Source organism: Dechloromonas sp. TW-R-39-2 (assembly GCF_016864195.1).
Classification (GTDB): Bacteria; Pseudomonadota; Gammaproteobacteria; order Burkholderiales; family Rhodocyclaceae; genus Azonexus.
This window is the reverse complement of the sequence record NZ_CP045202.1, coordinates 1,391,661-1,416,666: the sequence shown is the minus strand read 5'-3', so window position 1 is coordinate 1,416,666 and position 25,006 is coordinate 1,391,661. Positions and strand designations below refer to the sequence as shown.

Sequence of the window (25,006 nt, the reverse complement as noted above, 5' to 3'; positions counted from 1 at the left end):
AACCTCATGCTTGAATTACGCCGCAAACTACTCAAAGGTGCCAGTGCCACACTGCTCGCACCGCTTATCGGCAGTGGCCTGCTCATGCCTGGCAGGCTGATCGCAGCCGAGTGGAACCGCAATGCCTTTACCGCACGCACCATTAACGATGCACTGAAGGCACAGGGCTACGCCGGGGCAACCGAATCACGCGACATTCTGATCACTGCACCGGAAATCGCCGAGAACGGTGCCAAGGTTGAAATCGACATCACCAGCAATATTCCCAACACACGCAGCCTGGCACTTTTTGCCGACAAAAACCCAATGCCGCTGTGCAGCAATATTGACTTCACCCCACCTGCGTTGCCCTACGCTCGCATCCAGATCAAACTCGCCGAAACCACGCGTCTGCGCATTGCCGTGAAGACCGGCGACGGCAAAACCCATATCGCTTTCAGGGAAGTCAAAGTCACCCTGGGCGGTTGCGGAGGGTAATCAAGCATGGCCGACCAGATCAAGATCCGCACCCTGACTCAGGGCGAAATCACCGACATCCGGGTACTCATGCAGCACCCGATGGAAACAGGACAGCGCAAGGATGAACGAGGCCAGACATTGCCGCTTCATTTCATCCAAAATTTCACGGTCAACCTGAATGGCAAGCCACTTATTGATGGCCAGCTGAATACATCGGTCTCGAAAAATCCGCTATTCACCTTCAAGGCCAAAGGCATCAAGGCCGGCGACAAGCTGACAGTGAGCTGGATGGACAACACCGGCGACAAGCGCCAGGACGAAATAACCGTCGGCTGAACGCTGTTCTGACGGATACAAAAAAAGCCCGCCTGGCAACAGGCGGGCTTTTAGTTTGGTGCTATTCGGTGCTTAGGCGCGCTGAATGTTGGACGCCTGCTTGCCCTTGGGGCCTTGCACGACATCGAAAGAGACTTTGTCGCCTTCTTTCAGGGTCTTGAAACCATTCATATTGATGGCGGAGAAATGTGCGAACAGATCTTCGCTGCCATCATCAGGAGTGATAAAGCCAAAACCTTTGGAATCATTAAACCACTTGACGGTGCCAATTGCCATGTCTGAAACTTTCTTACAAAAAACTATAAATTACGGGTCTCCCCGACTCCCTGTTTGAGTTCAGCGACCCGGCGCCTTGGGCAATCCCGGTACAAATGAATCCAAACACGATTGCTTTCTACGCGACTTGAATTGCAGCGTCAACGACTTTCGATGCCGCAATGCAGCATAACCAAAGCATAAAGTCAGACTTATTTTTCCCGGTTGCACAATGGACCGGACTGTATAGAATCGAACGCATGGCTACAAAGTATCAGGAAGATGGACTCCACGAGGCACAACGCGCCGGACTGGAACCTCCAAAGATGTTCAAAGTGATGTTGCTGAACGACGATTTCACACCGATGGAATTTGTCATTACCGTACTGCAGCGTTTTTTTTCTCTGGACACTGAACAAGCGACGCGAATCATGCTCAAAGTTCACAACGAAGGCCGTGGCGTGTGCGGGATATTCACTCGTGACGTAGCGGCTACCAAGGTGGAACAGGTGAGCGCCTTCGCCCGCCAGCACCAGCATCCGCTTGCTTGCATCATGGAGGAAAACTGATGATTGCCCAGGAACTCGAAGTCAGCCTGCACATGGCTTTTGTCGAGGCGCGTCAAAAACGCCACGAGTTCATTACCGTTGAACACCTGCTACTGGCGCTGGTCGATAACCCGTCAGCCGCGGATGCCTTGCGTGCCTGTGGTGCGAAACAGGATTTGCTGCGCAAGGACCTGAGCAATTTCATCATTGAACATACGCCGACCGTTTCAGGTGAAGACGACATCGACACCCAGCCGACGCTCGGTTTTCAGCGGGTCATCCAGCGCGCCATCCTGCACGTCCAATCTTCGGGCAAGAAGGAAGTGAACGGTGCCAACGTGCTGGTTGCCATCTATGGCGAGAAAGACTCACACGCTGTTTATTTCCTTCAAAAGCAAGGCGTTACACGACTTGATGTAGTGAATTACATCTCGCACGGCATCAGCAAGGTGCCGCAACAAAAAGCCCCGACCGAAGGCGAACCGGAAGCCGAAGGTGAACAGGCTCAGGCCGGCCCGCTCGAGCAGTACACGATCAATCTCAATGCGCTCGCGCTGCAAGGCAAGATCGATCCGCTGATCGGCCGCGACAAGGAACTCGAACGCGTCATCCAGACCTTGTGCCGCCGGCGCAAGAACAATCCCCTGCTGGTCGGTGAAGCCGGCGTCGGCAAGACGGCCATTGCCGAAGGCCTGGCCCGCCGCATTGTCGAGGGCGACATTCCGGACATTCTTGCCAAAGCGAATGTGTACGCACTCGACATGGGGTCATTGCTGGCAGGCACCAAATACCGTGGCGATTTCGAGCAGCGACTGAAGGGCGTGCTCAAGGCGCTGCAGGAAAACCCGAACGCGATCCTGTTCATTGACGAAATCCATACCCTGATCGGTGCCGGCGCCGCATCCGGCGGCACGCTGGACGCTTCCAACCTGCTCAAGCCGGCGCTTTCCTCGGGCCAGTTGAAGTGTATCGGGGCAACCACCTATACCGAGTTCCGCGGCATTTTCGAAAAGGACAGCGCACTTTCTCGCCGCTTCCAGAAGATCGATGTCAACGAACCGTCGGTGGCTGAAACGATTGAAATCCTCAAGGGTTTGAAAGCCCGCTTCGAGGCCCATCACGGCATCAAGTATTCGGCAACGGCACTCTCTTCCGCAGTCGAGCTGGCCGCACGCTACATCACCGATCGCCATTTGCCGGACAAGGCCATCGACGTGATCGACGAAGCCGGTGCAGCACAACGCATCCTGCCGAAATCGAAGCAAAAGAAAGTGATCAACAAGACCGACATCGAGGAAATTGTCGCCAAAATCGCCCGTATCCCGTCGCAGCACGTGTCACTGGATGATCGCGGCGCGCTGAAAAACCTGGATCGCGATCTGAAGGCCGTGGTTTTTGGTCAAGACAAAGCCATTGACGCACTTGCCAAAGCCATCAAGATGGCCCGCTCTGGCCTGGGCAATCCGGGCAAGCCGATTGGCTCCTTCCTGTTCAGCGGCCCGACCGGCGTCGGCAAAACCGAAGTGGCCAAGCAACTGGCTTACTGCCTGGGCATCGAACTGACTCGCTTCGACATGTCGGAATACATGGAGCGTCACGCTGTTTCGCGACTGATCGGCGCCCCGCCGGGTTATGTCGGATTTGACCAGGGCGGCCTGTTGACCGAGGCAGTGACCAAGAAGCCTTATTGCGTACTGCTGCTCGACGAAATCGAAAAAGCGCATCCGGACATCTACAACATCCTGCTGCAGGTCATGGATCACGGCACACTGACCGACAACAACGGACGCAAGGCGGACTTCCGCAACGTCGTCATCATCATGACGACCAATGCCGGCGCGGCTGATCTCCAGAAGTCGAGCATGGGTTTCACGGCCAACAAACAGTCCGGCGACGAGATGGCCGAGATCAAACGCCTGTTTACGCCGGAGTTCCGCAATCGCCTGGATGCGACCATTTCCTTCGCGCCACTCGATCGGGAAATCATCCTCCGCGTGGTCGACAAATTCCTGATGCAACTGGAAGAGCAGTTGCACGAGAAAAAAGTTGAAGCGCACTTCACCGAAGCCGTCAAAAACATGCTCGCCGACAAGGGCTTCGACCCGCTGATGGGCGCCCGGCCGATGTCGCGCCTGATTCAGGACACGATTCGCTCAGCACTGGCCGACGAATTGCTGTTCGGCAAGTTGGCCAGTGGCGGTCATGTCACGGTCGACCTCGATAAAGAGGGCAAAATCAAACTCGATTTCGAGGAAGAAAAAGCCGAAGCAACTGTCTGACAATTGCCAGCCACCCCGAAAGCCGTGCAAGATTGCACGGCTTTTTTATTTCCGGAGACAAACCCATGAGCTTCAAGACCCCCGACCTATGCGACGAATTCGAAAGCGACATCGGCAAAAGCCTGCGTATCGTGAGCCCGATGTTCCAGCGTTATGGCGCTCGCGCCACTTTTAGCGGCGAAATCGTTACCCTGAAAATTTTCGAGGACAACTCCCTGGTCCGCACTGCTTTTGCAGAGGACGGCAAGGGCAAGGTCCTGGTGATTGATGGTGGCGGCTCCTTGCGTTGCGCCCTGGTCGGCGATCAGTTGGCCATCCTGGCCCAGAAAAATGGCTGGGAAGGTGTCGTGGTTTATGGCTGTATCCGTGACTCGGTCGACATCAACGGGATCGATATCGGTGTTCGTGCGCTGAACACGCATCCCCAGAAAAGTATCAAGAAAAATGTCGGCGACCGCGACATTGCCGCCACGTTTGGCGGCGTGACCTTCAATCCGGGCGAGTGGCTTTATGCCGATGAAGATGGCGTCCTGGTTTCAAGCAAACCGCTGATCTAAAACGATCAAGGGGGCCTGAGCCCCCTTTTTCAATCAACCGTCGAGCAGCACGCTGCTTTCGCAGCCGACACGCAGGCCACCCCAGTGACGGCCATCGACAATGATCGGCAAATTGATTTCCGAAAGCACCTCGCCCGTATCCCGTGCGTAAGTCTGGAGCAGTAGCGGCTGGGTGTTCTTGGCAGCGCGCTGGCCCGTCTGGTCGTCCCAGATCCGCCGGGTACGATTACCGACCAGATCGGCCTCATAATTTCCGGTCAGCGGCTTCGAGTATTTCAGATTGTGAATCGCGCCGTAGCCGCGCAAGTCGATCATCAGCGCGTATACGCCCCCCTTCAGGTTGGCCAGCGCCTCTTCGGCGAGCGGCTGGATGTCCCGTTCAAATGCTGCGGCATAGGAAACGTCGTATTTCTGGGGACTGGTTTTCGGAATCGGACGATAGTTCTGATCCCAGATATCGACGCCCTGCTGCGACAACGCAGACATTTTGGCCTGCATGCGCTCAAGCATCCGGCGCGCCTGATCAACGTTGAAGTCAAAAGACCCACGACCGATCTTGAAGCGCGAAACCAGTTCCTGAACGCTTTCTGTCGCCCGGCTCAGCGTGAGCGTCGATGTTTCCGAGGACTTCATGCTGCCCGATACTTCGTCGGACAGGGTATGAACCTGCATCACCGCTTCATGCACCTGGCCGTTTGTCGCGGTCAACTGCTCCATCGCGGCAGCAATCTGGTTCAACTGATCGCCCGTCCGCTCGAAATTGCTGACCATCCGGTTGAACTCGGACGACGATCGCTCGACCACTTCGCGGGTTTGCTGAATATCGCCATTGATGACGTCATTTTCGCGCTGGGTATCGCGGACCAGGGTAATCATGCCGCCAATGTTGTCGGTAATTTCCTGTGTCGCCACATTGACCCGCTCGGCCAGTTTGCGCACTTCGTCAGCCACCACGGCAAAGCCTCGACCCATTTCCCCGGCGCGGGCAGCCTCGATCGCGGCATTCAGTGCCAGCAGATTGGTCTGGTCGGCGATGTCCTTGATCAGGCCGGCAATCTGGCGAATGCTGTCCGAACGCTGCGCCAGATGCCCGACGGTGTCATTGAATGATGAGAGCTTGGCACTCACATTCTGCACCTTGCTCACAATCTCGAACATTTCCCCCAGAGAACCGCGCGCAGTCTGCAGATTGGCTTCCGTCGACTGCGAAATCAGCTCGGCCGAGGCTGAAACTTCATCAATCGCCTTGATCGCCTCGGTGCTGGCCCCAAAAACCGCATTGGCAATATCCCCCTGCCGGGTGGCCTTCTCTGCCGTGGAAGCGACCGTTTTCTTGACCAGCACGGCCTCACGGGCAATATTCACACTCATCTTGCGTACTTCACTGATGATTTCACGCATCTTGTCGGCGAAGCGGTTGTACGACTCGGCCAGAGTCCGCAGTTCATCATGCGAGATGGTCGGCAAGTTGCGCGAAAAATCGCCTTCGCCGCGCGCGATTTCGTCAAAGATCGTTGAAATGATGCGTACCGGACGCAGAATCAGATGACGAATATAAAGAATCTGGAGCACATTCCAGAGCAAGGCAAACGCCGTCATGGCGATCATCAAGCTCAGGCCGTAATCCATGCCGCTGGAAATGCGCTGCATCACCGCGCTGCTGACCTCGCCATTCCTGAGTGCTTCGGTCACCAGGTTTTTCTGATGGATGTAGATACCGAGGTACACCACGTCGATAAAGAACAAGAGCAGGAAACTCATCAATTTCTTGGTGAGAGAGTTCCAGAAAGTACGCTCGTTCCATTCGTATAAACGTCGCAGTGTCTCCATTTTGTGTCCCAATTGTTATTTAGTGGGTCGCATTCAACAACCATCCGACTAGGGCGTCAAGCACGCCAAATTCCGGAATATCCGAACGTCACATCAGCAAATCGACCGACAAATGCTGCATTGCATTTCACAAACGCAAACAATATTCCACATTATGAAATCTCAAAAGCAATACATTGTTTACAAAAAGAAAAATATTGTCTTATGTCTTATATAAGACTATTGCTGCTCCGCAAAAACTTCTCTATACTTTCTCACATCGGCGCTGCACCTGAACATTGGGCAAGAAAGCCGTAACCCCAACTAAATCTCTTGAGGAATTCACCATGAGCACACGCGAACAGCAAATCGCCGAACTGGAAAAAGACTGGGCAACCAACCCCCGCTGGAAGGGTATCAAGCGCGGTTACTCCGCTGCTGACGTCGTCCGCCTGCGCGGTTCCTTCCAGGTTGAGCACACCCTGGCCCGTCGCGGTGCCGAGAAGCTGTGGGATCTGGTCAACAACACCCCGTACGTCAACTGTCTGGGCGCCCTGACCGGCGGTCAAGCCGTTCAGCAAGCCAAGGCTGGCATCAAGGCCATCTACCTGTCCGGCTGGCAAGTTGCTGCCGACAACAACGAATACGCCGCCATGTACCCGGACCAGTCCCTGTACCCGGTTGACTCCGTGCCGAAGGTTGTCGAGCGCATCAACAATGCCTTCAACCGTGCTGACGAAATCCAGTGGTCCAAGAACATCAACGCTGGCGATGCCGGCCATGTCGAATACCACCTGCCGATCGTGGCTGACGCTGAAGCCGGTTTCGGCGGCGTGCTCAACGCCTACGAACTGATGAAGGCCATGATCCGCGCTGGCGCTGCCGGCGTGCATTGGGAAGACCAACTGGCTTCCGTCAAGAAGTGCGGCCACATGGGCGGCAAGGTTCTGGTTCCGACCACCGAAGCCATCCAGAAGCTGATCGCTGCCCGTATGGCTGCTGACGTCTATGGCGTGCCGACCCTGGTTATCGCTCGTACCGATGCTGAAGCTGCTGACCTGCTGACCTCCGACTACGACGAGAACGACAAGCCGTTCCTGACTGGCGAGCGCACTGCCGAAGGCTTCTACAAGACCAAGAAGGGTCTGGACCAGGCCATCTCCCGCGCCATCGCCTACGCTGACTACGCCGACCTGGTGTGGTGCGAAACCGGCACGCCGGATCTGGAATTCGCCCGCAAGTTCGCCGAAGCCGTGCATAAGGTTCACCCGGGCAAGATGCTGGCCTACAACTGCTCGCCTTCCTTCAACTGGAAGAAGAACCTGGACGACGCCACCATTGCCAAGTTCCAGAAGGAACTGGGCGCCATGGGCTACAAGTACCAGTTCATCACCCTGGCTGGCATCCACAACATGTGGTACCACATGTTCGACCTGGCCCAGGACTACGCAAAGCGCGGCATGTCGGCCTACGTCGAGAAGGTTCAAGAGCCGGAATTCGCAGCTCGCGACCGTGGCTACACCTTCGTGTCGCACCAGCAAGAAGTTGGTACCGGTTACTTCGACGACGTCACCACCGTGATCCAGGGTGGCAAGTCCAGCGTTACCGCGCTGACCGGCTCGACCGAAGAAGAACAGTTCCACTAAGAACTGACCGCTTAAGCTTGCTGCCTCACCCGGCAGCAATAAAGGCCGGCTCCCACAAGGGGCCGGCCTTTTTCATTTTCAGGGGCCCGGCACGGTCGACCGCAAAATACTGCTCGTTATCAAGCCAAGGCTGAAATTTTCAACATTTCATTGAATATGATTCGCCACGCATCCGGTTAATAAAAAAGCAAAAGTCATCGATGATCGCTACATCGGCGATTCGTTCGCTTGCCATCCAATCGGAGGAAGCTGTCCATGAACTACCCCCATCTATTCCAGCCACTTGCGCTTGCCAACATCGACCTGGCGAGTCGCATCGTCATGGCCCCGATGACCCGCGCACGGACCAATCAACCGGGAAACATCCCCAATGAAATGATGGCCGAGTATTACGCTCAACGTGCCAGCGCAGGGCTGATCATCAGCGAAGCAACCCAGATATCGAATCAGGGCCAAGGCTACAGTTTCACGCCGGGGATTCACTCAGCCGAGCAGATTGCCGGCTGGCGCAAGGTAACAAACGCAGTTCACGCGGCCGGCGGGAAGATCATATTGCAGCTTTGGCACGTTGGACGGATGTCTCATCCGATCTTTCACAATGGAGGCCTGCCGGTTGCTCCTTCTGCGCTTTCACCTGAAGCCCAGGTCTGGGTTGTGGACGATAGCGGCGTCGGCAGGATGGTGGACTGCCCTGCTCCACGGGCTCTGGAAACGGACGAAATTCACGGCATTGTGAACGACTTTCGTCTCGGGGCGGCCAATGCCATCAAAGCCGGGTTCGATGGTGTCGAGATTCACGGCGCCAATGGTTATCTGATCGACCAGTTTCTGCGCTCGACCTCCAACCTGCGGACCGACGAATATGGCGGCAGTCTCGAAAACCGGGTTAATTTCCTTGAGGAAGTGACACGCGCGGTGGCCACTGAAGTCGGCCCGGAACGCACCGGGATTCGGCTGGCGCCCTACATCACGGCTCGCGGCATGGCCTGCCCGGAAATCATTCCAGCCATTCTGGAAGCCGCTCGGCGCCTCGACCAGCTGCACATTGCCTACATCCATCTGTCCGAGGCGGACTGGGATGATGCACCGCAGGTTCCGGAAGCGTTTCGTCACGAACTGCGCGATGCTTTTGGCGGCGCAATTATTGTTGCCGGCGGCTACGACGCCGAACGGGCCAACCGAATCATTGGCGATGACCTTGCCGACCTGGTGGCTTTCGGCCGGCCATTCATCGCCAATCCAGACCTCCCGGCGCGCCTTGCCAAAAACCTGCCGCTGGCAGGCTTCGATGGAAAGACCTTGTTCGGCGGCGGTAGCGCAGGCTACATCGACTATCCTCCCGCTGATTGACTTGGCGGCCGACCTCATCGGGTCGGCCACACACCAGGCCAGCCTCCCATGAAAACCTGTCCACACCGCAGCGGCTTGCCGGATTTTCCCGTTACACCGACGGCCGGGTCCACATCCAGGACAAAACGCATACACCGATCGCAAGCGGCAGATAACACCAGGGAGAAGGCAGCGTCAGCAAGCCGCCGATGGCACTGATGGCCATCAACAGCGTGGCCAGTCGTTTGGCCAGCAGGGGAATCGCGCCGTGGTCGCGCCAGGCCCGGATCGCCGGCCCAACCGTTGGATGAGCCAGAAGCCTGGCTTCCCACTCCGGATGCGAGCGGGCAAAAAAATAGGCGGCCAGAATCATGAACGGTGTTGTCGGCAACAAGGGCAGGACGGCACCGATCACCCCCAACACCACAGAAACCACGCCAAGCGCCCGATAAACCGGTCGTTTCATCTCAACTCCCAATAACTGGCGCGGCTGTAGTTGTCTTTCAGTAAATCGATAAAAAAACGAACGCGCAGCGGCAGGTGGCGACGTTGCGGAAAGACTGCGTAGATGCCCATAGGCGGCGCCTGCCAGGCATCGAGCACCGAGGCCAGACGGCCTTCCTTGAGGTCCTGCCCGACCTCCCACAATGAACGCCAGGCCAATCCACGCCCGGCCAGCGCCCACTCATGCAACACCGCGCCATCGTTGCATTCAAAGCTGCCACCGACCTTCCAGTTCTGCACCTCGCCACTCGCCGGATCCTTGAAAATCCAGCCACGCTGCTGGCCCAGTGACAGGCAATTATGGCCGACCAGATCGGCTGGTTCGCGTGGTACGCCATGGGCGACAAGATAAGCCGGGCTGGCAACGACCATCCGGCGCATTTCGCCGAGACGCACGCTGACCATGCTCGAATCGGTCAGCTCGCCGATACGGATCGCGCAGTCGATATTTTCGTTAATCAGATCGACCAATCTGTCGCTCAAACCAAGGTTGACCGTGACCTCCGGATTGGCCTGCATGAACTCGCCGACCAGCGGCGCAACATGGCGGCGACCAAAGCCCGCCGGCGCAGAAACGCGCAAGTAGCCATTGGCCTGCAAACCGCCGAGCGAAACGGCCGCTTCGGCATTCGCCAGATCGTTGAGCAAGCGCTGGCAATCCTCCAGGAAAGCCTGCCCCTCGAAGGTAATGGTCAATTTGCGCGTCGTGCGCAGCAAGAGCTTGACGCCCAGGCGCGACTCCAGCGCATCCAGCCGGCGGCCGATCATTGCCGGCGTTACGCCTTCGGCCCGGGCTGCGGCAGAAAGGCTGCCGCGCGTCGCCACCGAGGTGAACGCTTCGATCTGTTTGAGCTTATCCATTTGATACTTGAAGTACAAAATGAAATGATTTTATCCCTATTTTTCCTAACTCAAATGATCAATACAATGCACTTCATCGTAATATTTTCCCCAAGGAGTTGTCATGAGCCTCAACCTGCCCGCTGGTGTTCAGATCACCGCCCCCCTTCAGCCCGGTTACGAATCCGTCCTGACCTTCGAAGCCCTCGAACTGGTCGCCAAGCTGCATCGCGCCTTCGAAGGCCGTCGCCAGGAACTGCTCAAGGCCCGCGTTGAGCGCCAGGCCCGCATTGATGCCGGCGAAATGCCGGATTTCCTGCCGGAAACCAAGCACATCCGCGAAGGCGACTGGAAAATTGCTCCGCTGCCGAAAGCGCTGGAGCGCCGCCGCACCGAAATCACCGGTCCGGTCGAAGCCAAGATGATCATCAACGCCTTCAACTCGGGCGCTGACTCCTACATGACCGACTTCGAGGATTCCAACTCGCCAAACTGGGACAACCAGATTCAGGGTCAGATCAACCTCTACAAGGCCATTCGTCGCGAACTGTCGTTCAAGAACGAGAACGGCAAGGAATACAAGCTGAATGACCAGATCGCCACGCTGCAGATTCGTCCGCGCGGCTGGCACCTCGACGAAAAGCACGTGCTGATCGACGGTCAACGCGTTTCCGGCGGCATTTTCGACTTCGGCGTGGTGCTTTTCCACAATGCCAAAGAACAGATCGCCCGCGGCGCCGGCCCCTTCTTCTATCTGCCGAAGATGGAAAGCCACCTCGAAGCCCGCCTGTGGAACGATATTTTCGTCATGGCCCAGGATCACATCGGCCTGCCGCAGGGCACCATCAAGGCCACTGTGCTGGTTGAAACCATTCTTGCCACGTTCGAAATGGAAGAGATTCTGTACGAACTGCGCAACCACTCGGCCGGCCTGAATGCCGGTCGCTGGGACTACATCTTCTCGTGCATCAAGAAGTTCAAGAAAAACAAGGATTTCTGTCTGGCCCAGCGCAGCGCCATCACCATGGAAGTGCCGTTCATGCGCGGCTACGCCCTGGCGCTGGTGCAGGCCTGCCACAAGCGCGGCGCTCCGGCGATGGGCGGCATGTCGGCCCTGATCCCGATCAAGAACGACCCGGTCGCCAACGAAAAGGCCCTGGCCGGCATCCGCCACGACAAGACCCGCGACGCCAACGATGGCTTCGACGGCGGCTGGGTGGCTCACCCGGGCCTGGTTGCCATCGCCCACGAAGAATTCGTCAAGGTGCTCGGCGATCGCCCGAACCAGTGGGACAAGCAGGTTTCCGGCAACTTTGGCCCGGCCCAGTGGCTCGACTTCCAGCCTTCCACCCCGATCACCGAAGCCGGCCTGCGCAACAACATCAACGTCGGCATCCACTACCTCGGTTCCTGGCTGGCCGGCAACGGTTGCGTGCCAATCCACAACCTGATGGAAGATGCAGCGACCGCTGAAATCTCCCGCTCGCAAGTGTGGCAGTGGGTGGTTTCGCCGAAGGGCATCCTCGACGACGGCCGCAAGGTCACCGTTGAAATGGTTCGCCCGATGATTGCCGAAGAACTGGCCAAGGTGAAGACCACCGTCTCCGCCCAAGGCGAGGACACCGCCTCCTACGACCAGGCAGCCGTCATTTTCGACCAGATGTCGCTGACCCCGGAATACCCGGAGTTCCTGACCCTGCCGCTGTACGAAGCAATGGCCTAAGTCTCGCGGTCTACGCCCGGTAACGGGCAAAAATGAAAACGGCGCGAGGGCAACCTGGCGCCGTTTTGTCTTCATCGGGTTGTCCGCAATAGCGCCCCCCGCCCAGGCCATCCGATACTCTGGCTCTACCCACCTCGACGACGCATCATGGAAATCCTCATCGACATCATTCTGAAAGCCGGCCGCTCGGCCGTCGAGCTTTCACTTTTCGTCCTGCTGCCGGTGATGGTGGTCATGCTCTCGCTGATGCGCTTGCTCGAAGCACGCGGCGTCCTTGATCGACTCGTCGTTCGCCTTGCTCCTTTGCTCAAACCCTTCGGCCTGACTGGCCTCGGTGTTTTTGCTGCGCTGCAGATCAACTTCGTCAGCTTCGCAGCACCGATGGCGACGCTGACCATGATGGATCAGCGTGGTACCTCGGACCGCCACATCGCCGCGACGCTGGCCATGGTCTTTGCCATGTCGCAAGCCAATGCCGCCCTGCCGATGATGACCATGGGCCTTGATTTCGGCCTGACACTGACTTGGTCGCTGCTTGGCGGACTGGCCGCCGCCGCCAGCACCTATTACCTGTTTGGACGGACGCTCTCGGGCATTGAAGGGCAGCTTGACGAAACCTTGCATCACCCGGTAGCCGAAAGCGCCAAGGGCATTCTCGACGTCATCAACCGGGCCGGTGCCGAAGCCTTCAAAATTGCCGTTGGCGCCATTCCGATGCTGGTTCTATCACTGGTCGCCGTCACCGCACTCAAACGCTTTGGCGCACTCGATCTGCTGACCGCCTGGCTGACGCCGCTGCTTCGGCTGGCCGCGATCGATCCGATCCTGATTCTCCCGGCGCTGACCAAATACCTGGCCGGCGGGACGGCGATGATGGGCGTCATGGATGACATGCGACGGGCCGGCCAGGTCAGTGTCGAGCTGCTCAACGCCAGCGCCGGTTTTCTCATTTCCCCTTTCGATTTACCTGGTGTCGCCGTGCTGATTTCAGCCGGCCGCCGTGTTGCCGCCGTCTGGAAACCGGCCGCCTGCGGCGCCTGTATCGGCATTGCGGTGCGCACCCTTGGCCATGTTGTTTTCTGAACGGAGAGAAGCTGCATGCTTTCAGCCCTGACCCAACTCCTTTTATGCCAGCTAGCCGGGGAAGTCATTGCCCGCGGCCTGGATCTCCCTGTCCCCGGCCCGGTACTCGGCATGTTGCTGCTTTTTCTTGTGCTGACCCTGCGCGGCGGGCCGGGGCACGATCTGCAGACAACCAGCCAGACCCTGCTTCAACACCTGTCGCTACTCTTCGTGCCGGCCGGCACCGGCATCATGGTGCATCTGCACCGTGTCGCCGATGAGTGGCTTGCACTATCGATTTCACTACTGGTCAGCACCTTGATGACCTTGCTGGTCACCGGGCTGGTCATGCAGCTCTGCGCCCCGCGCAGCACGGCCCCGGGAGAAAATCCATGACCCCGCGCATCAACGAACTCTGGGTTTATCTTTCAGCCTCGCCACTACTCGGTCTGACTATCACGCTGCTGGCTTACCAAGGGGCATTCTGGATTTACCGGCGCTCCGGCAATCATCCACTGGCCAATCCGGTGCTCATCGCCGTCAGCGTTTTGGTCTGTTTTTTACTGTCGACCGGGACAAGCTACGAAACCTATTTTGCCGGCGCCCAATTCGTCCATTTTCTGCTCGGACCGGCTACTGTCGCACTCGCCATCCCGCTATATACGCAACTCAAGCGCGTCAAGGCCATGTGGCTGCCTGTCCTGGTCGGCCTGCTGGTCGGCAGCCTGAGCGCCGCACTTTCGGCAGTGGCCATTGGCCGGCTGTTCGGCGCCAGCCTGCCCAGCCAGCTCTCGCTGGCCCCCAAATCGGTCACGACGCCGATTGCCATGGGCATTGCCGAACGAATCGGCGGCATACCTTCGCTCACCGCCGTTCTGGTAATCGTCACCGGCATTATTGGTGCCGTTGCCGCACGCTACGTTTTCGATGCGGTGCGCCTGCGCGACCCGGCAATTCGCGGCTTTGCCATCGGAATCGCCTCACACGGCATTGGCACCGCCCGCGCATTCCAGGTCAATGAGCAAAGCGGAGCCTTCGCCGCATTGGCCATGGGATTGAATGGCGCTCTGACGGCATTGCTGGTGCCATTGATCGCCCGCTGGATCGAACTTGGCTAAATCTTGCACAGCGCAGGCGCTTGGCGCAAACTGCTCGGAACAAATCAGGTTATTTTGAAAATAACGGGAAAACCCCGGCCACATCCACACCACTAAGGATTGCCCATGAACCCGTCGGCCAGCGACGATCTGGTTTTCATCGAAGACGAGCCAATCCCGGAGAAATGCCAGGCGGAGGATTCGCGGTGGCGGATATTGGTCGTCGATGATGATCCCGATGTTCATGAGGCCACCGAGTTTGCCTTGGCCAGCATCCGCATCCTTGGCCGACGCCTGGAAATTCTCCATGCACACTCCGGCCGCGAAGCCATCAAGCTGCTGACGCATGAAGACGATGTCGCGCTGATTTTGCTCGATGTCGTCATGGAAAGTGAAAATGCCGGCCTGCAGACGGTGGATGCCATCCGTAACGAACTGCTGCTGGTCAATACCCGGATCATTTTGCGCACGGGCCAGCCCGGCCATGCGCCTGAAGCGGAAACGATCACCCGTTACGACATCAACGATTACAAAACCAAGAGCGAACTGACCCACAGCAAATTATTCACGACACTGACGACGGCAATTCGCTCGTATCAGCAATTGCAGCGCCTCGATGCCAGTCGCAGCGGGCTGGAAAAAATCGTTGCGGCAAGCAATCAGTTCATGGCCGAACAGGGACTGCAAGCCTTTGCCGAAGGCGTCATCACCCAGATTGCCGGGCTGATCGGCGTTTCACCGGAAGGACTGGTCTGTGCGGCAGCCGAGTCGGCGGAAAGCGGCCCCCGCTTGCAGGAATACCGAATCATTGCGGCAGCGGGTCCCTATCGTCACCTGATCCAGCGTCGCCTGTCCGAAATCAATGATTCGCATCTGGTACACAATCTGAATCAGGCGCTACGCAATCGCCACAGCATCATTGGCGAACACGATGTCACCCTTTATTTCCGTAAATCCCCCGGCGAGGGCTTTGCCGCTTTTATCAATGCCAGCCAGCCGATTTGCGAAGTCGACCAGCATTTGCTCGAAGTTTTCTGCACCAACATTGCGTTGTGCGCCAAAAATGTCGATCTGGTATCCGCCCTGCGTCAGGATGCTTTCTTCGATCGCCAAATCGGCCTGCCGAATCGTGTCGCCCTGATCGCCGAACTCGACGAGCGCATTGCCCGTCAGGCACAAGATGACACCATTCTGGCCTTGATTGATATCGACCAGTTTTCGACGACCAACGACATTCTCGGCCACCAGTATGGCGACGGTTTGCTCAAGCTGGTCGCCAAGCGCCTGCGCACGCTGTTCGACCCGACGGTTTATCTGGCGCGCCTCTCGGCCGACACCTTTGCCCTGCTCGGCAAGCAAGGCCAGATCGGATCCGCCCAGATTCAAAAATGCTTTACCCTGCCGTTCATCGTTGAAGAAGTCGAACATGCCATTTCGATTTCAATCGGCCTGGTCGTTGTCGACCAGGCGTACCAATCCGGTGCCGAGATACTCAAGGACGGTTATCTCGCACTACGCCGCGCCAAACGCCAGGGCATGGGGCAGAGCATCACCTTTTCGCGCGACATCGGCGCCGAAGCCCGCGAACGCGCCCAGTTACTGCGCGATCTGCGCTCCGCCTTTGACAACCGGCAGCTTTTTCTCGCCTATCAGCCGCAAGTCGATCTGCTCAGCGGTCGCCTGCTCGGTGTCGAAGCCCTGCTCCGCTGGCGCCTGCCGGATGGCAGCTTCGTCCCGCCGGATCGCTTCATCCCGATTGCCGAACAATCCGGGCTGATTGTCAGTCTTGGCAACTGGCTCCTGCACGTGGCGCTCCACACGCTGAAACGCTTTCAGGCAGCCGGCTTTCCCGACCTCAAGATGGCCGTCAATATTTCGCCCGTCCAGATTCGCCAGCCGGGCTTTCAGGAAAGCATCCTGCAGGCCCTGCAAGAAACAGGCTGCTCGCCATCCTGCCTTGAACTTGAAGTTACAGAATCCGTCGCCCTGGCCGGCCTCGATGCCGCCATTGCCACATTGACCGCCTTGCGCCAGCAGGGAATCGGTATCGCGATCGACGACTTTGGAACCGGCTATTCATCGCTTTCCTACCTTGACCAACTACCTGCCAACCACCTCAAGATCGATCGCAGCTTTGTCTCTGCCCTGAGCAAGGAAGGGCACGGGGCACGTATCGCCAGAACGATCATTATTCTCGGTCACGAACTGGGCATGCGGGTCATTGCCGAAGGAGTCGAGGATGAAGGCGTCGCCAGCACCCTGCTCGAACTGGGCTGCAATGAAGCGCAAGGCTATTACTACGGTCGACCGATGCCGGAAGCCGAATTCATCGCCTGGCTGGCTGAACCGACGAGAAAAAGGGCCTAAGCCCTTGTTGCCGCGGTAGACCGACAAATGCCGCCTGATTTGAAAAAACAGCCTGTGCTGCAATGACCCTGCCCTGAGTTAGGGTAAGTACCTATGGTCGACCGGCCCCGGTGGGCGAAAAATCAAGCCATGTTCATCCGCCCCCCTCCCAGCCAGCCCAAGCAAACCTGGCTCTGGTTCGCCCCCTACATTGCCATCGGCATTTTTTCCATTGCCATGCTGGTCGTCACCGCGCTACTGCAGTGGCGTGAGCAGGACACCGCCCACTCGGCGCTTGAAGGCGACATGCACTGGGCCGAACGGACCATTGAGAATCGCCTCCACGCGCATCAGGATTTTCTGGCGGAACTTGGGCGCGAACAGGAATTCAAGCAGCTGACCTACGAAATCTTTCAGGTCCGTGCGTCACGCTATGTTCGGGACAATCCAGAGCTGGCAGCCATTGTCTGGGTCAGCACCGAAGGCAAGGTCGAATGGGTCTCGCCGAACGAGTCGACCGCGACATTTGTCGGCGAGCAACTGACCGACACTCGCCTGGCCGCCCTGCAGGAAGCACTGCGCACACGTCGCACCTTGTTCAGCAGCAATTATCCCGATGCCTACCAGCGTCAGGCCAACGACCTGATTTTCCCGGTCCAGCAAGGCAGCAGCGACCTGGGCGCCTTCATCGCCCTGCAATCGCTCGAGACACTGCTGCGCGCGACCTTGCCGGCGGTGTTCACGGCGCGCTACAGCCTGACGGTTGTCGATGCAACGAACCAGGAGGTTTACAGCAACTCCTCGGTCAAGCCGACCGACCGCAAGATTTCCGGCAGCATCAGCCTCGACATGCCGGGCAATCGGCTGGGCCTGAACATCATCGCCTATCGCGGCGGCGGGGCCTGGCTGCCCTTTGTACCGGCCGGCCTGATCGTCATTTTGACGCTGATTGCGACGGCCACACTGGTTCAACTTCGGCGCCACGCCCATCGCCGGGCAGAAACAGAAGAGCAACTGCGCGCCGCCTATGCCTTCCGCCAGGCGATGTCCCAATCGCTGATCACCGGCATGCGCGCCATTGATCTCGAAGGCCGGATCACCTTCGTCAATGCCGCGTTCTGCCGCATGACCGGTTTTGACGAGTCAGAGCTGGTCGGCATCGCCCCGCCCTACCCTTACTGGCCCGATGAAGAATTCGACCGCCTGCAGAACAACATCGACCAGGCACTGGCCGGTCAGGCGCCGGCAGCCGGTTTTGAAATGCGCATCATGCGGAAAAATGGCGAACGCTTCGATGTCCGCCTCTATTTCTCGCCACTGATCGATGCCAACGGCCTGCAAATCGGCTGGATGGCTTCGATGAACGACATTACCGAGCCGAAACGCGCACGCGTCGAACTGGAACGGGCGCACGAACGTTTTGTCACGGTGATCAACGGTCTGGATACCGCTGTGCACGTCGCCGACGCCGACTCAGGCGAAATCCTCTTCGCCAACCGCGCCTTCCAGAACATCTTTGGCTTCGATACCGTCGGGCGCGACTCGGCCCAGGTGACCGCAGCCTGCCGCCCGATGAACGAAGCCTTGAGCGCCAACCCGGCCGAACTGTCGAGCGAGGAATTGCCCTGCGAAATCTACGACGGTGAAATCCAGCACGCCCTCTCGGGACACTGGTACCACCTGCACGAACGGGCAATCCGCTGGGTCGACGGACGCACAGTCCGGGTCCAGATTGCCGCCGACATCACCGACAAGAAGCACATCGACGAAGTCAATCTGCAACAGCAGAAACGTCTTGAGCAGACCTCGCGCCTGATCACCATGGGCGAAATGGCATCCTCGCTGGCCCACGAGTTGAACCAGCCTCTGTCGGCCATCGCCAATTACTGCGCCGGGTGCATCAAACGCATGCAAGCCGGCAACTATCGCTTCGAAGACCTGCTGGCGGCCATGCAAAAAGCAGCCGACCAGGCTGAACGGGCCGGCAAGATCATTCGCCGGATGCGCGACATGGTGAAAAAGAGCGACCCGAAACGCGAACCCATTTCACTCGACGAACTGGTCGACGAAGCACGCGCCTTTGCCGACATCGAAGCCCAGCGAACAGGCACGCAGATCATCGTTGAATTGCCTGAAAATCTGCCCAAAATCGTGGTCGACCGCATCATGATTGAACAAGTGCTGCTTAATCTGGTGAAAAATGGCATCGAATCGATGCACAATATCCCCTTTGAACGTCGTCGCCTGTTGATCAATGCCCGATTGGCCGATGAGCGTATGCTGGAAATCAGTGTCGCCGACCAGGGACACGGGCTGGCCGAAGAAGATGTCGAGAAGATTTTCGCCCCTTTCTACACGACCAAACCGGAAGGGATGGGGATCGGGCTGGCAATCTGCCGCTCGATCATCGAATTCCACCAGGGCCGGCTTTGGCTGGAACCACGCCGGGAAGGCGGCACGACCTTCCGTTTCACCGTACCGATAGAGGAAGAACATGAGTGAGTTGCCGCAAACGATTTTTGTCGTCGATGACGACGAGGCCATGCGTGACTCGATGACCTGGCTGCTTGAAGGGGAAGGCTACCGGGTAGCCTGCTTCGACTCGGCCGAAAACTTTCTGGTGGCACGCCATGACAAGATGCGCGGCTGCCTGGTGCTGGATGTCCGGATGCCCGAGATGAGCGGGCTCGAATTACACGAAAAACTCGATGGGCTCGGTTCGGAACTGCCCGTCATCTTCGTCACTGGCCACGGCGACGTGCCGATGGCAGTCGGCGCCCTGCAACGAGGCGCCTGTGACTTCATCGAGAAACCCTTCCACAACGAAGACCTGCTTTCGCGCATTCGACGCGCGCTCGAACTGGATAGCGAAATAGCGGCGAGGCGTCAGCGGGACAGCGCCATCTCGCTGCGCATGGAGCAACTGACCCAACGCGAGCGCGAAGTAATGACGCTCGTTGTAGCCGGCAAGCTGAACAAGCAGATCGCCGACGAACTCGATATCAGCATGAAGACCGTCGAGGCGCACCGCGCCCGGGTCATGGAGAAAATGGGCGTCCGCACGCTGGCCGAACTGGTCAAGGCCGTGATGACCCTGAATTAATCGCCCTTAAAGCTGGATGATGTCGTCGTTGCCCATCCGGAAAGCACCGTCGTCATATTGCTTTTCGCGGATTTCCTTGCGGCGCAACAGCTTTTCCTGAACCTTGGGCGGCAGGTCGGTAAACAGGATCAGATCCTTCGACATCAACAGCTCGATCATGTCCTCGATGACGCGAACGAATTCGCGGTCAAGCTGATCCAGCTCATTTTGCCGCCACCGCTCGTGGATGAACTGCAGCACTTCGGGATTATCTGCCGGCAAAGCCTCATGCGCGTCGCCCACTGCCATGGGATGCAATTCACAAATTTGCCCGGCACTGTCTCTTGACACATAAAGCATGCACAACCCCTCCTTGTTGATCGGCGAAGTCTGCATCAGGAAACGACGCTTGGCAATTGGATCGGCAAGCAAGGCGGGCGATAATGCCTCTTTTTTCGCCCCGGAAAATCCATGAGCCCGCCTGAATCAACCAAGAGCATCCAGAAAAAAGTGGTGATCTCCGCCTGCTTCGGCACATTTCTGGAATGGTATGACTTCCTGACCTTTGCTTCACTGGCCATTTATTTCAGCGTGCTCTTCTTCCCAGCCGATGATCCGGTTGCCGCACTGCTCGCCAGCCTCGGCACATTTGGCGTCGGCATGATCGTACGGCCACTCGGGGCTGCCATTTTTGGCTCGCTCGGCGACCGCCACGGTCGACGTACCATTTTCCTCGCCACGATTGTGCTGATGGGCGTCTCAACCGTTTGTGTCGGGCTGTTGCCAACCTACGAACAGGTTGGCTTGCTGGCCCCGGCCCTGCTGCTTGTGCTGCGCATGCTGCAAGGCCTGTCGGTCGGTGGAGAGGTCGGCGGCGCTGCGGTCTACCTGACGGAACACGCACCCGAAGGGAAACGGGGGATTTACACCAGCATCCTGCAATTGATGGGGCCGCTGGGCATGATGGCCTCGACCTTGCAAATCGTCGTCCTGCAGCACTTTCTCAGCGAAGCCGACTTCAAATCCTGGGGCTGGCGAATTCCTTTCCTGCTCTCGGCCTTGTTGCTGGCCATCTCGATCAAGAGTCGCCTGAGCCTGCACGAATCACCGATTTTCAGTCAATTGCGCACCAGGAATGCATTGGCCAAAACCCCCCTGCGCGAATGCTTTACCGACCGACATACGCTGGGCCGGATGGGGCTGCTTTTTTTCTGTATTTCAGCCGGCGGTTCATTGCTCTTTTTCTCGGCCCAGGTTTATACCGGCGTTTTCCTGAAAACGGTGGTCAACCTGCCCGCCTCGCAAGCCAGCATGCTGGTCATGATATCGACCCTCGCCCTGTTCCCGGCAACCCTTTTCTGCGGCTGGCTATCGGACCGAATTGGCCGTCGCCCGGTCTTGCTGACCGGCCTGATCACCGGTGCCATCACCATCCTGCCGGTTTTTCACGGACTGCTGCATTACGGCAAACAAGCTACACCTGACACGATGATGATCACGCTACTTCTACTGGTCCTGGTCATCCCGCTGGCGTGCATTACCGGACCACAGACAGCGACCCTGCCCGAACTTTTTCCGGCACGCACCCGCTACACCGCCGTCGCCCTGCCCCACAACCTGTCGGCCGGCTGGATCGGTGGCATGTCCCCCTTGATGGTCACTTGGCTTGGTGTTCATTTTGGCGATCCATTGGCTGGCCTGTGGTACCCGGCGGGGCTGCTCATTCTGGCCAGCCTGATCGGTCTGCGTTTCATGCCTGAAGTACGAAACCGGCCACTCGATCAGTAACCTCGGATGTTCCCGGCCGGCGGCATTTTCGGCTTCCCGAAATAGGTTGCCGGCGGGACCTTGTAGCCGCTGGGTTTGCCGTTTTCATCGTAAACGATATTGGCCGACTGCTCGCCCGGCTTCTTGCGGCTAGCAGTAATTTCCATCGTCGCAGCCTTGGCCGGCTTGTTCGATCGATCCATTTCACTGCGCACAATACGGACCCGCTCGGCAGCAATTCGCTTATCGATGGCCTCGGTCGACAATTTGCGCTCAAGCAGCGTTTCCCGCATTTTCAACAAGTTTTCCAGCTCCTTGGACATGCGCATCGAACGTTGCGGCTCCCCCCATTTTTCCTTGGGCTGGCTGACCGCAATGTTGAACTCTTCAGGATTGGTCAGCATCCGGGCGATATTCAAGTGGTTGTAGCGCATCGACCACTCCAGGGCACCATCGCCCCAATCATTGCGGGGGGTGCGATCGGCACCTTTTTCGATGAGCATTCTGGCCAGGTCTTCACGTCCCTCATAAATCGCCATCATCAGGACGCTGGAGCCATTCGTGCTTTTGGCATTGATATCCGCCCCTTGCGCCAGCAAATAATTGGCGACTTCCGTGTGCCCGGCAAAAACGGCGTAATGCAGTGCCGACCAGTGGCGTTCCGGCGCATTGATCTTGGCGCCTCGCTCAAGCAACCATTTGACAGCATCGAGATTGCCACGCCAAGCCGCGAAAACAATGGCTGACTCGCCATTGGCATTGAGCCGGTCAATATCGGCCCCACGCGAAATGAAAAGGCGCATCAGTTCCAGATTCCCTTCCCAGGCACCGATCATCAGGCCGGTTCCGGTTCGGCTGCCCATGAAGTCGACGGGCAATCCGGCATCAAGCCAGGCTTCCGCCTGCCTGACATCCCCCAGTTCCATGCTGTGCACAAAAGAAAGTGGCGTCGGCAAAATGGCGGCAGCCTGACCGGCTACCGGCAAAATCAGGCCCATCCCGATTATCATTGCAGCCAGACTTTTTCTGACCAAGCACTTTGTTGCTCTTTTCATTGCGAATTTCATCCCTCAGGCCAGCCCGCATTTTCTCATGACCCGGACCAATTTCCGACTTCTGCTGGCCCTGACGCTTTCTCTGCTGCTGCACATCGCTCCATTCATCCGCGATTTTGTGCCGCAACCCAAAAAACAACCGCCGCCCACACTGCAGGCAAGCCTGAAACCCGCCCACCCGGCTCCGCCGCCTGTGCCACTAACCCTTGAAAAGCCGGCCCCGGCAGCCAAAGCCGAACCCAGCAAAAAACCAGTAACAACAAATTCATCAAAAACTCCAGCGGAAACAAAAAAATGGCTGGATAATGTCAAGCAGCAATTAAAGAAACAGCACGAACGTGGGGAGTTTTATCCTGCCGAAGCCATTGCTCAAGGGCTGGAAGGTGAAGTGCTGGTATTGATGCTTCTCGATAACGATGGTCAGGTTGCAGCAAGCCGGGTCGAACAAAGCAGTGGCTACAAAATCCTCGACAATGCGGCCCTGCAAGCGGTTCGTGCCTTGCGCTCGGTACCTGCCGATGCCCCCCGGGAAACATTGCTGCCGGTACGCTTCCGCCTGCGCTAAACTGGGCAAATTCGCGACAGCCCCTGCGTATCAGGTGCACTAAAAGTCAGCTTCGGGATGCTGCGGTCGACCATCCCTGAGGAACAAAAAGAGGAGAGAACAATGTTCAACTTTAGCCAAACCCGCATTTCAACGCGCATGCAGTCGCTCATTGGACTGGCTTTGCTTGGGCTACTGGCACTTTGCTTGACGGCACTATTTCAGCTCAAATCGACAATGCTGGAAGACCGCAAGGCAAAGACCCGCAATCTGGTCGAAATCGGTCTTGGCGTACTTGCCCATCACCAGAAGCTGGCCGCCAGCGGCAAGATGACTGACGATGAAGCCAAGAAAGCCGCCAAGGAAACCCTGCGCGGCATTCGCTATGGCAGCAACGATTACTACTTCATCGTAGACACCGACCACAACTACGTACTGCTCCCGCCCAAACCCGAAGGTGAAGGCCAGAATCGAGCAGACATGAAAGACGCCAACGGCAAGTTCCTGATCCAGGAAATCGTCAAGGCAGGCAAGGCCGGCGGCGGTTTTGTCGATTACTGGTTTCCGCGAGCCGGTCAGCAGATACCCGAACCGAAACTGTCTTACGCCAGCGTGTTCACCCCGTGGAACTGGGTCATTGGTACCGGGATTTATATCGACGACATCGATCGTGAATACAAGGCAAATGCAATGTTGCTCGGTGGCATTGCGGCCGGCCTGCTCGTTCTGCTCAGCCTGATCGGCTGGCAGGTCAGCAGCAGCATCCTGCGCCAGCTCGGCGGAGAGCCGAAGGATGCGGCCGAAATCATGCAGCGCGTCGCCGGCGGCGACCTGACCGCTCGACTCGATCATGCGCCAGCCGGCAGCCTGCTCAGCGCACTTGGCAACATGGTAGCTTCGCTGCGCCAGCTGGTGAATGAAATCAACAGTGACGCCAACCGTCTGGTGACCAATGCCGAACAGATCGCCAGCGCTTCGGATGATGTCGCCCGCGCCGCCGAACACCAAACCGACTCGACTTCTGCGATGGCAGCAGCCATTGAGGAACTCACTGTCAGTTCGAATCACATTTCCGACAGCGCCCGCGAAACCGCCCGTGAGACCAACGAAGCAGTTCAACTGGCCGATCAGGGCAGCGACCGGGTACAACGCGCCTCCGAAGCCATCCAGAAAATCTCCGGCACGGTCAGCAGCACCTCCGAACGCATCAAAGCTCTTGAGGAACGCGCCAACCAGGTTTCCTCGATTGCCAACGTGATCAAGGACATCGCCGGGCAAACCAACCTGCTGGCACTGAATGCCGCCATTGAAGCGGCTCGCGCCGGTGAGCAGGGGCGTGGTTTTGCGGTGGTTGCCGACGAAGTGCGCAAGCTGGCCGAACGTACCTCCTCGGCCACGCTGGAAATCGAACAGATGATCAGCGGCATCCAGAACGACACGATCGGTGCCGTTTCGGCAATGAGCGCGGTCCTGCCGGAGGTTCAGGAAGGCGTTGATCTGGCAGGAGCGGCTGCAGAGTCGCTCAGGGCAATTGAACAAGGTGCGCACCGGACGCTGGCACGCGTTGGCGAAGTTGCCGATGCAACGCAGGAACAAAGCACGGCCAGCACCTCGATCGCCCAGCGCGTCGAACAGATCGCCAATATGGTCGAAGAAACGACGACGACCATTCGCGGCACGGTCGAAACGGCTCACCAGCTTGAAGCCATCGCCAACAACCTCAAGCGGCAGATCGAGAAGTTTTCGGTTTAACCGACAACGGGGCGGC

At 57.9% G+C, this 25,006-nt stretch carries 23 protein-coding genes; 17 read left to right on the top strand and 6 right to left on the bottom strand.

Translation table 11 applies throughout. The annotated features are described in order from the left end of the window. Window positions 1-6 precede the first annotated feature (6 nt). Window positions 7-477, top strand: a complete 471-nt coding sequence (gene soxY / locus GBK02_RS06750) for a thiosulfate oxidation carrier protein SoxY (protein WP_203468968.1) — start codon at window positions 7-9, stop codon at window positions 475-477. Window positions 478-483: 6 nt separating this feature from the next. Next, the gene (gene soxZ, locus GBK02_RS06745) at window positions 484-795 is read left to right on the top strand and encodes a thiosulfate oxidation carrier complex protein SoxZ (protein WP_203468967.1); all 312 of its coding nucleotides are present in this window, start codon (window positions 484-486) and stop codon (window positions 793-795) included. Between the two features lie 72 nt (window positions 796-867). On the opposite strand, the gene GBK02_RS06740 is transcribed toward soxZ, so the two are convergent. Further along, window positions 868-1,071 (bottom strand): cold-shock protein, encoded by a 204-nt coding sequence (locus tag GBK02_RS06740; RefSeq protein ID WP_203468966.1) that lies wholly within the window; start codon window positions 1,069-1,071, stop codon window positions 868-870. A 239-nt stretch (window positions 1,072-1,310) separates the two neighbouring features. Between GBK02_RS06740 and clpS the strand changes: the two genes are divergently transcribed. The 3 genes from clpS (at window position 1,311) to rraA (ending at window position 4,434) form a co-directional block, all read left to right on the top strand. Continuing rightward, complete coding sequence (gene clpS, locus GBK02_RS06735) at window positions 1,311-1,619, top strand: ATP-dependent Clp protease adapter ClpS (RefSeq protein WP_203469322.1); 309 nt, start codon at window positions 1,311-1,313, stop codon at window positions 1,617-1,619. Further along, window positions 1,619-3,877 carry an ATP-dependent Clp protease ATP-binding subunit ClpA gene (gene clpA, locus GBK02_RS06730; RefSeq protein WP_203468965.1) on the top strand — a complete coding sequence of 753 codons (2,259 nt, stop codon included), beginning with the start codon at window positions 1,619-1,621 and terminating at the stop codon, window positions 3,875-3,877. Before clpS ends, clpA begins: the two co-directional genes overlap by 1 nt. A gap of 65 nt (window positions 3,878-3,942) precedes the next feature. Further along, a complete protein-coding gene (rraA, locus tag GBK02_RS06725; protein WP_203468964.1) occupies window positions 3,943-4,434 on the top strand; it encodes a ribonuclease E activity regulator RraA in 492 nt (163 codons plus the stop codon). A 33-nt stretch (window positions 4,435-4,467) separates the two neighbouring features. On the opposite strand, the gene GBK02_RS06720 is transcribed toward rraA, so the two are convergent. Then, window positions 4,468-6,264, bottom strand: a complete 1,797-nt coding sequence (locus GBK02_RS06720; protein ID WP_203468963.1) for a methyl-accepting chemotaxis protein — start codon at window positions 6,262-6,264, stop codon at window positions 4,468-4,470. Between the two features lie 326 nt (window positions 6,265-6,590). On the opposite strand from GBK02_RS06720, the gene aceA reads away from it, so the two are divergent. Both aceA and GBK02_RS06710 read left to right on the top strand, forming a co-directional pair. Continuing rightward, window positions 6,591-7,889: an isocitrate lyase gene (aceA, locus tag GBK02_RS06715; protein ID WP_203468962.1), complete on the top strand. Its 1,299-nt coding sequence runs from the start codon at window positions 6,591-6,593 to the stop codon at window positions 7,887-7,889. A gap of 255 nt (window positions 7,890-8,144) precedes the next feature. Beyond that, window positions 8,145-9,239, top strand: coding sequence for an alkene reductase (locus GBK02_RS06710; RefSeq protein WP_203468961.1), 1,095 nt, complete (start codon window positions 8,145-8,147; stop codon window positions 9,237-9,239). Window positions 9,240-9,330: 91 nt separating this feature from the next. Here the strand turns inward: GBK02_RS06710 and GBK02_RS06705 are convergent, their stop codons facing one another. Further along, window positions 9,331-9,684 (bottom strand): YbaN family protein, encoded by a 354-nt coding sequence (locus GBK02_RS06705; protein ID WP_203468960.1) that lies wholly within the window; start codon window positions 9,682-9,684, stop codon window positions 9,331-9,333. Continuing rightward, window positions 9,681-10,583 carry a LysR family transcriptional regulator gene (locus tag GBK02_RS06700; protein ID WP_203468959.1) on the bottom strand — a complete coding sequence of 301 codons (903 nt, stop codon included), beginning with the start codon at window positions 10,581-10,583 and terminating at the stop codon, window positions 9,681-9,683. The genes GBK02_RS06705 and GBK02_RS06700 overlap by 4 nt, the downstream gene beginning before the upstream one ends. Window positions 10,584-10,686: 103 nt before the next feature. On the opposite strand from GBK02_RS06700, the gene aceB reads away from it, so the two are divergent. The 7 genes from aceB to GBK02_RS06665 all read left to right on the top strand — a co-directional run bounded on the left by aceB (window position 10,687) and on the right by GBK02_RS06665 (window position 19,893). Next, window positions 10,687-12,285 carry a malate synthase A gene (gene aceB / locus GBK02_RS06695; protein WP_203468958.1) on the top strand — a complete coding sequence of 533 codons (1,599 nt, stop codon included), beginning with the start codon at window positions 10,687-10,689 and terminating at the stop codon, window positions 12,283-12,285. A gap of 147 nt (window positions 12,286-12,432) precedes the next feature. Continuing rightward, window positions 12,433-13,368, top strand: a complete 936-nt coding sequence (locus GBK02_RS06690; protein WP_203468957.1) for a nucleoside recognition domain-containing protein — start codon at window positions 12,433-12,435, stop codon at window positions 13,366-13,368. 15 nt (window positions 13,369-13,383) lie between these two features. Continuing rightward, the gene (locus tag GBK02_RS06685; RefSeq protein WP_203468956.1) at window positions 13,384-13,743 is read left to right on the top strand and encodes a CidA/LrgA family protein; all 360 of its coding nucleotides are present in this window, start codon (window positions 13,384-13,386) and stop codon (window positions 13,741-13,743) included. Beyond that, window positions 13,740-14,465, top strand: coding sequence for an LrgB family protein (locus GBK02_RS06680; RefSeq protein WP_203468955.1), 726 nt, complete (start codon window positions 13,740-13,742; stop codon window positions 14,463-14,465). The genes GBK02_RS06685 and GBK02_RS06680 overlap by 4 nt, the downstream gene beginning before the upstream one ends. Window positions 14,466-14,570: 105 nt before the next feature. Further along, window positions 14,571-16,811 carry an EAL domain-containing protein gene (locus GBK02_RS06675; RefSeq protein WP_203468954.1) on the top strand — a complete coding sequence of 747 codons (2,241 nt, stop codon included), beginning with the start codon at window positions 14,571-14,573 and terminating at the stop codon, window positions 16,809-16,811. Window positions 16,812-16,940: 129 nt separating this feature from the next. Continuing rightward, a complete protein-coding gene (locus GBK02_RS06670; protein WP_203468953.1) occupies window positions 16,941-19,292 on the top strand; it encodes a PAS domain S-box protein in 2,352 nt (783 codons plus the stop codon). Next, entirely contained in the window at window positions 19,285-19,893 is a 609-nt protein-coding gene (locus tag GBK02_RS06665; RefSeq protein ID WP_203468952.1) for a response regulator transcription factor, read from the top strand. Before GBK02_RS06670 ends, GBK02_RS06665 begins: the two co-directional genes overlap by 8 nt. Window positions 19,894-19,899: 6 nt before the next feature. Here GBK02_RS06665 and GBK02_RS06660 read toward each other — a convergent pair whose 3' ends face one another. Continuing rightward, window positions 19,900-20,181 (bottom strand): hypothetical protein, encoded by a 282-nt coding sequence (locus tag GBK02_RS06660; protein WP_203468951.1) that lies wholly within the window; start codon window positions 20,179-20,181, stop codon window positions 19,900-19,902. Window positions 20,182-20,343: 162 nt separating this feature from the next. Between GBK02_RS06660 and GBK02_RS06655 the strand changes: the two genes are divergently transcribed. Next, window positions 20,344-21,660, top strand: coding sequence for an MFS transporter (locus GBK02_RS06655; RefSeq protein ID WP_203468950.1), 1,317 nt, complete (start codon window positions 20,344-20,346; stop codon window positions 21,658-21,660). Here GBK02_RS06655 and GBK02_RS06650 read toward each other — a convergent pair. After that, the gene (locus GBK02_RS06650; protein WP_203468949.1) at window positions 21,654-22,637 is read right to left on the bottom strand and encodes an ankyrin repeat domain-containing protein; all 984 of its coding nucleotides are present in this window, start codon (window positions 22,635-22,637) and stop codon (window positions 21,654-21,656) included. The genes GBK02_RS06655 and GBK02_RS06650 overlap by 7 nt on opposite strands. A gap of 94 nt (window positions 22,638-22,731) precedes the next feature. Here GBK02_RS06650 and GBK02_RS06645 point away from each other — a divergent pair, with 94 nt between their 5' ends. Together GBK02_RS06645 and GBK02_RS06640 are read left to right on the top strand one after the other, a co-directional pair. Further along, on the top strand, window positions 22,732-23,259 hold the full coding sequence (locus GBK02_RS06645; RefSeq protein WP_203468948.1) for an energy transducer TonB: 528 nt from the start codon (window positions 22,732-22,734) through the stop codon (window positions 23,257-23,259). Between the two features lie 102 nt (window positions 23,260-23,361). After that, on the top strand, window positions 23,362-24,990 hold the full coding sequence (locus GBK02_RS06640; RefSeq protein WP_203468947.1) for a methyl-accepting chemotaxis protein: 1,629 nt from the start codon (window positions 23,362-23,364) through the stop codon (window positions 24,988-24,990). Window positions 24,991-25,006: the final 16 nt, after the last annotated feature.

Bases quoted from the DNA above. Each gene is read 5' to 3' on its own strand.
- GBK02_RS06665 (WP_203468952.1), top strand. From the start codon at position 19,285: ATGAGTGAGTTGCCGCAAACGATTTTTGTCGTCGATGACGACGAGGCC.
- GBK02_RS06655 (WP_203468950.1), top strand. From the start codon at position 20,344: ATGAGCCCGCCTGAATCAACCAAGAGCATCCAGAAAAAAGTGGTGATC.
- GBK02_RS06660 (WP_203468951.1), bottom strand. From the start codon at position 20,181: ATGGCAGTGGGCGACGCGCATGAGGCTTTGCCGGCAGATAATCCCGAA.
- GBK02_RS06645 (WP_203468948.1), top strand. From the start codon at position 22,732: ATGACCCGGACCAATTTCCGACTTCTGCTGGCCCTGACGCTTTCTCTG.
- aceA (WP_203468962.1), top strand. From the start codon at position 6,591: ATGAGCACACGCGAACAGCAAATCGCCGAACTGGAAAAAGACTGGGCA.
- GBK02_RS06670 (WP_203468953.1), top strand. From the start codon at position 16,941: ATGTTCATCCGCCCCCCTCCCAGCCAGCCCAAGCAAACCTGGCTCTGG.
- soxY (WP_203468968.1), top strand. From the start codon at position 7: ATGCTTGAATTACGCCGCAAACTACTCAAAGGTGCCAGTGCCACACTG.
- GBK02_RS06700 (WP_203468959.1), bottom strand. From the start codon at position 10,583: ATGGATAAGCTCAAACAGATCGAAGCGTTCACCTCGGTGGCGACGCGC.
- rraA (WP_203468964.1), top strand. From the start codon at position 3,943: ATGAGCTTCAAGACCCCCGACCTATGCGACGAATTCGAAAGCGACATC.
- GBK02_RS06640 (WP_203468947.1), top strand. From the start codon at position 23,362: ATGTTCAACTTTAGCCAAACCCGCATTTCAACGCGCATGCAGTCGCTC.
- GBK02_RS06675 (WP_203468954.1), top strand. From the start codon at position 14,571: ATGAACCCGTCGGCCAGCGACGATCTGGTTTTCATCGAAGACGAGCCA.
- clpA (WP_203468965.1), top strand. From the start codon at position 1,619: ATGATTGCCCAGGAACTCGAAGTCAGCCTGCACATGGCTTTTGTCGAG.
- GBK02_RS06710 (WP_203468961.1), top strand. From the start codon at position 8,145: ATGAACTACCCCCATCTATTCCAGCCACTTGCGCTTGCCAACATCGAC.
- GBK02_RS06650 (WP_203468949.1), bottom strand. From the start codon at position 22,637: ATGGGCCTGATTTTGCCGGTAGCCGGTCAGGCTGCCGCCATTTTGCCG.
- GBK02_RS06690 (WP_203468957.1), top strand. From the start codon at position 12,433: ATGGAAATCCTCATCGACATCATTCTGAAAGCCGGCCGCTCGGCCGTC.
- GBK02_RS06705 (WP_203468960.1), bottom strand. From the start codon at position 9,684: ATGAAACGACCGGTTTATCGGGCGCTTGGCGTGGTTTCTGTGGTGTTG.
- aceB (WP_203468958.1), top strand. From the start codon at position 10,687: ATGAGCCTCAACCTGCCCGCTGGTGTTCAGATCACCGCCCCCCTTCAG.
- GBK02_RS06685 (WP_203468956.1), top strand. From the start codon at position 13,384: ATGCTTTCAGCCCTGACCCAACTCCTTTTATGCCAGCTAGCCGGGGAA.
- GBK02_RS06740 (WP_203468966.1), bottom strand. From the start codon at position 1,071: ATGGCAATTGGCACCGTCAAGTGGTTTAATGATTCCAAAGGTTTTGGC.
- GBK02_RS06680 (WP_203468955.1), top strand. From the start codon at position 13,740: ATGACCCCGCGCATCAACGAACTCTGGGTTTATCTTTCAGCCTCGCCA.
- GBK02_RS06720 (WP_203468963.1), bottom strand. From the start codon at position 6,264: ATGGAGACACTGCGACGTTTATACGAATGGAACGAGCGTACTTTCTGG.
- clpS (WP_203469322.1), top strand. From the start codon at position 1,311: ATGGCTACAAAGTATCAGGAAGATGGACTCCACGAGGCACAACGCGCC.
- soxZ (WP_203468967.1), top strand. From the start codon at position 484: ATGGCCGACCAGATCAAGATCCGCACCCTGACTCAGGGCGAAATCACC.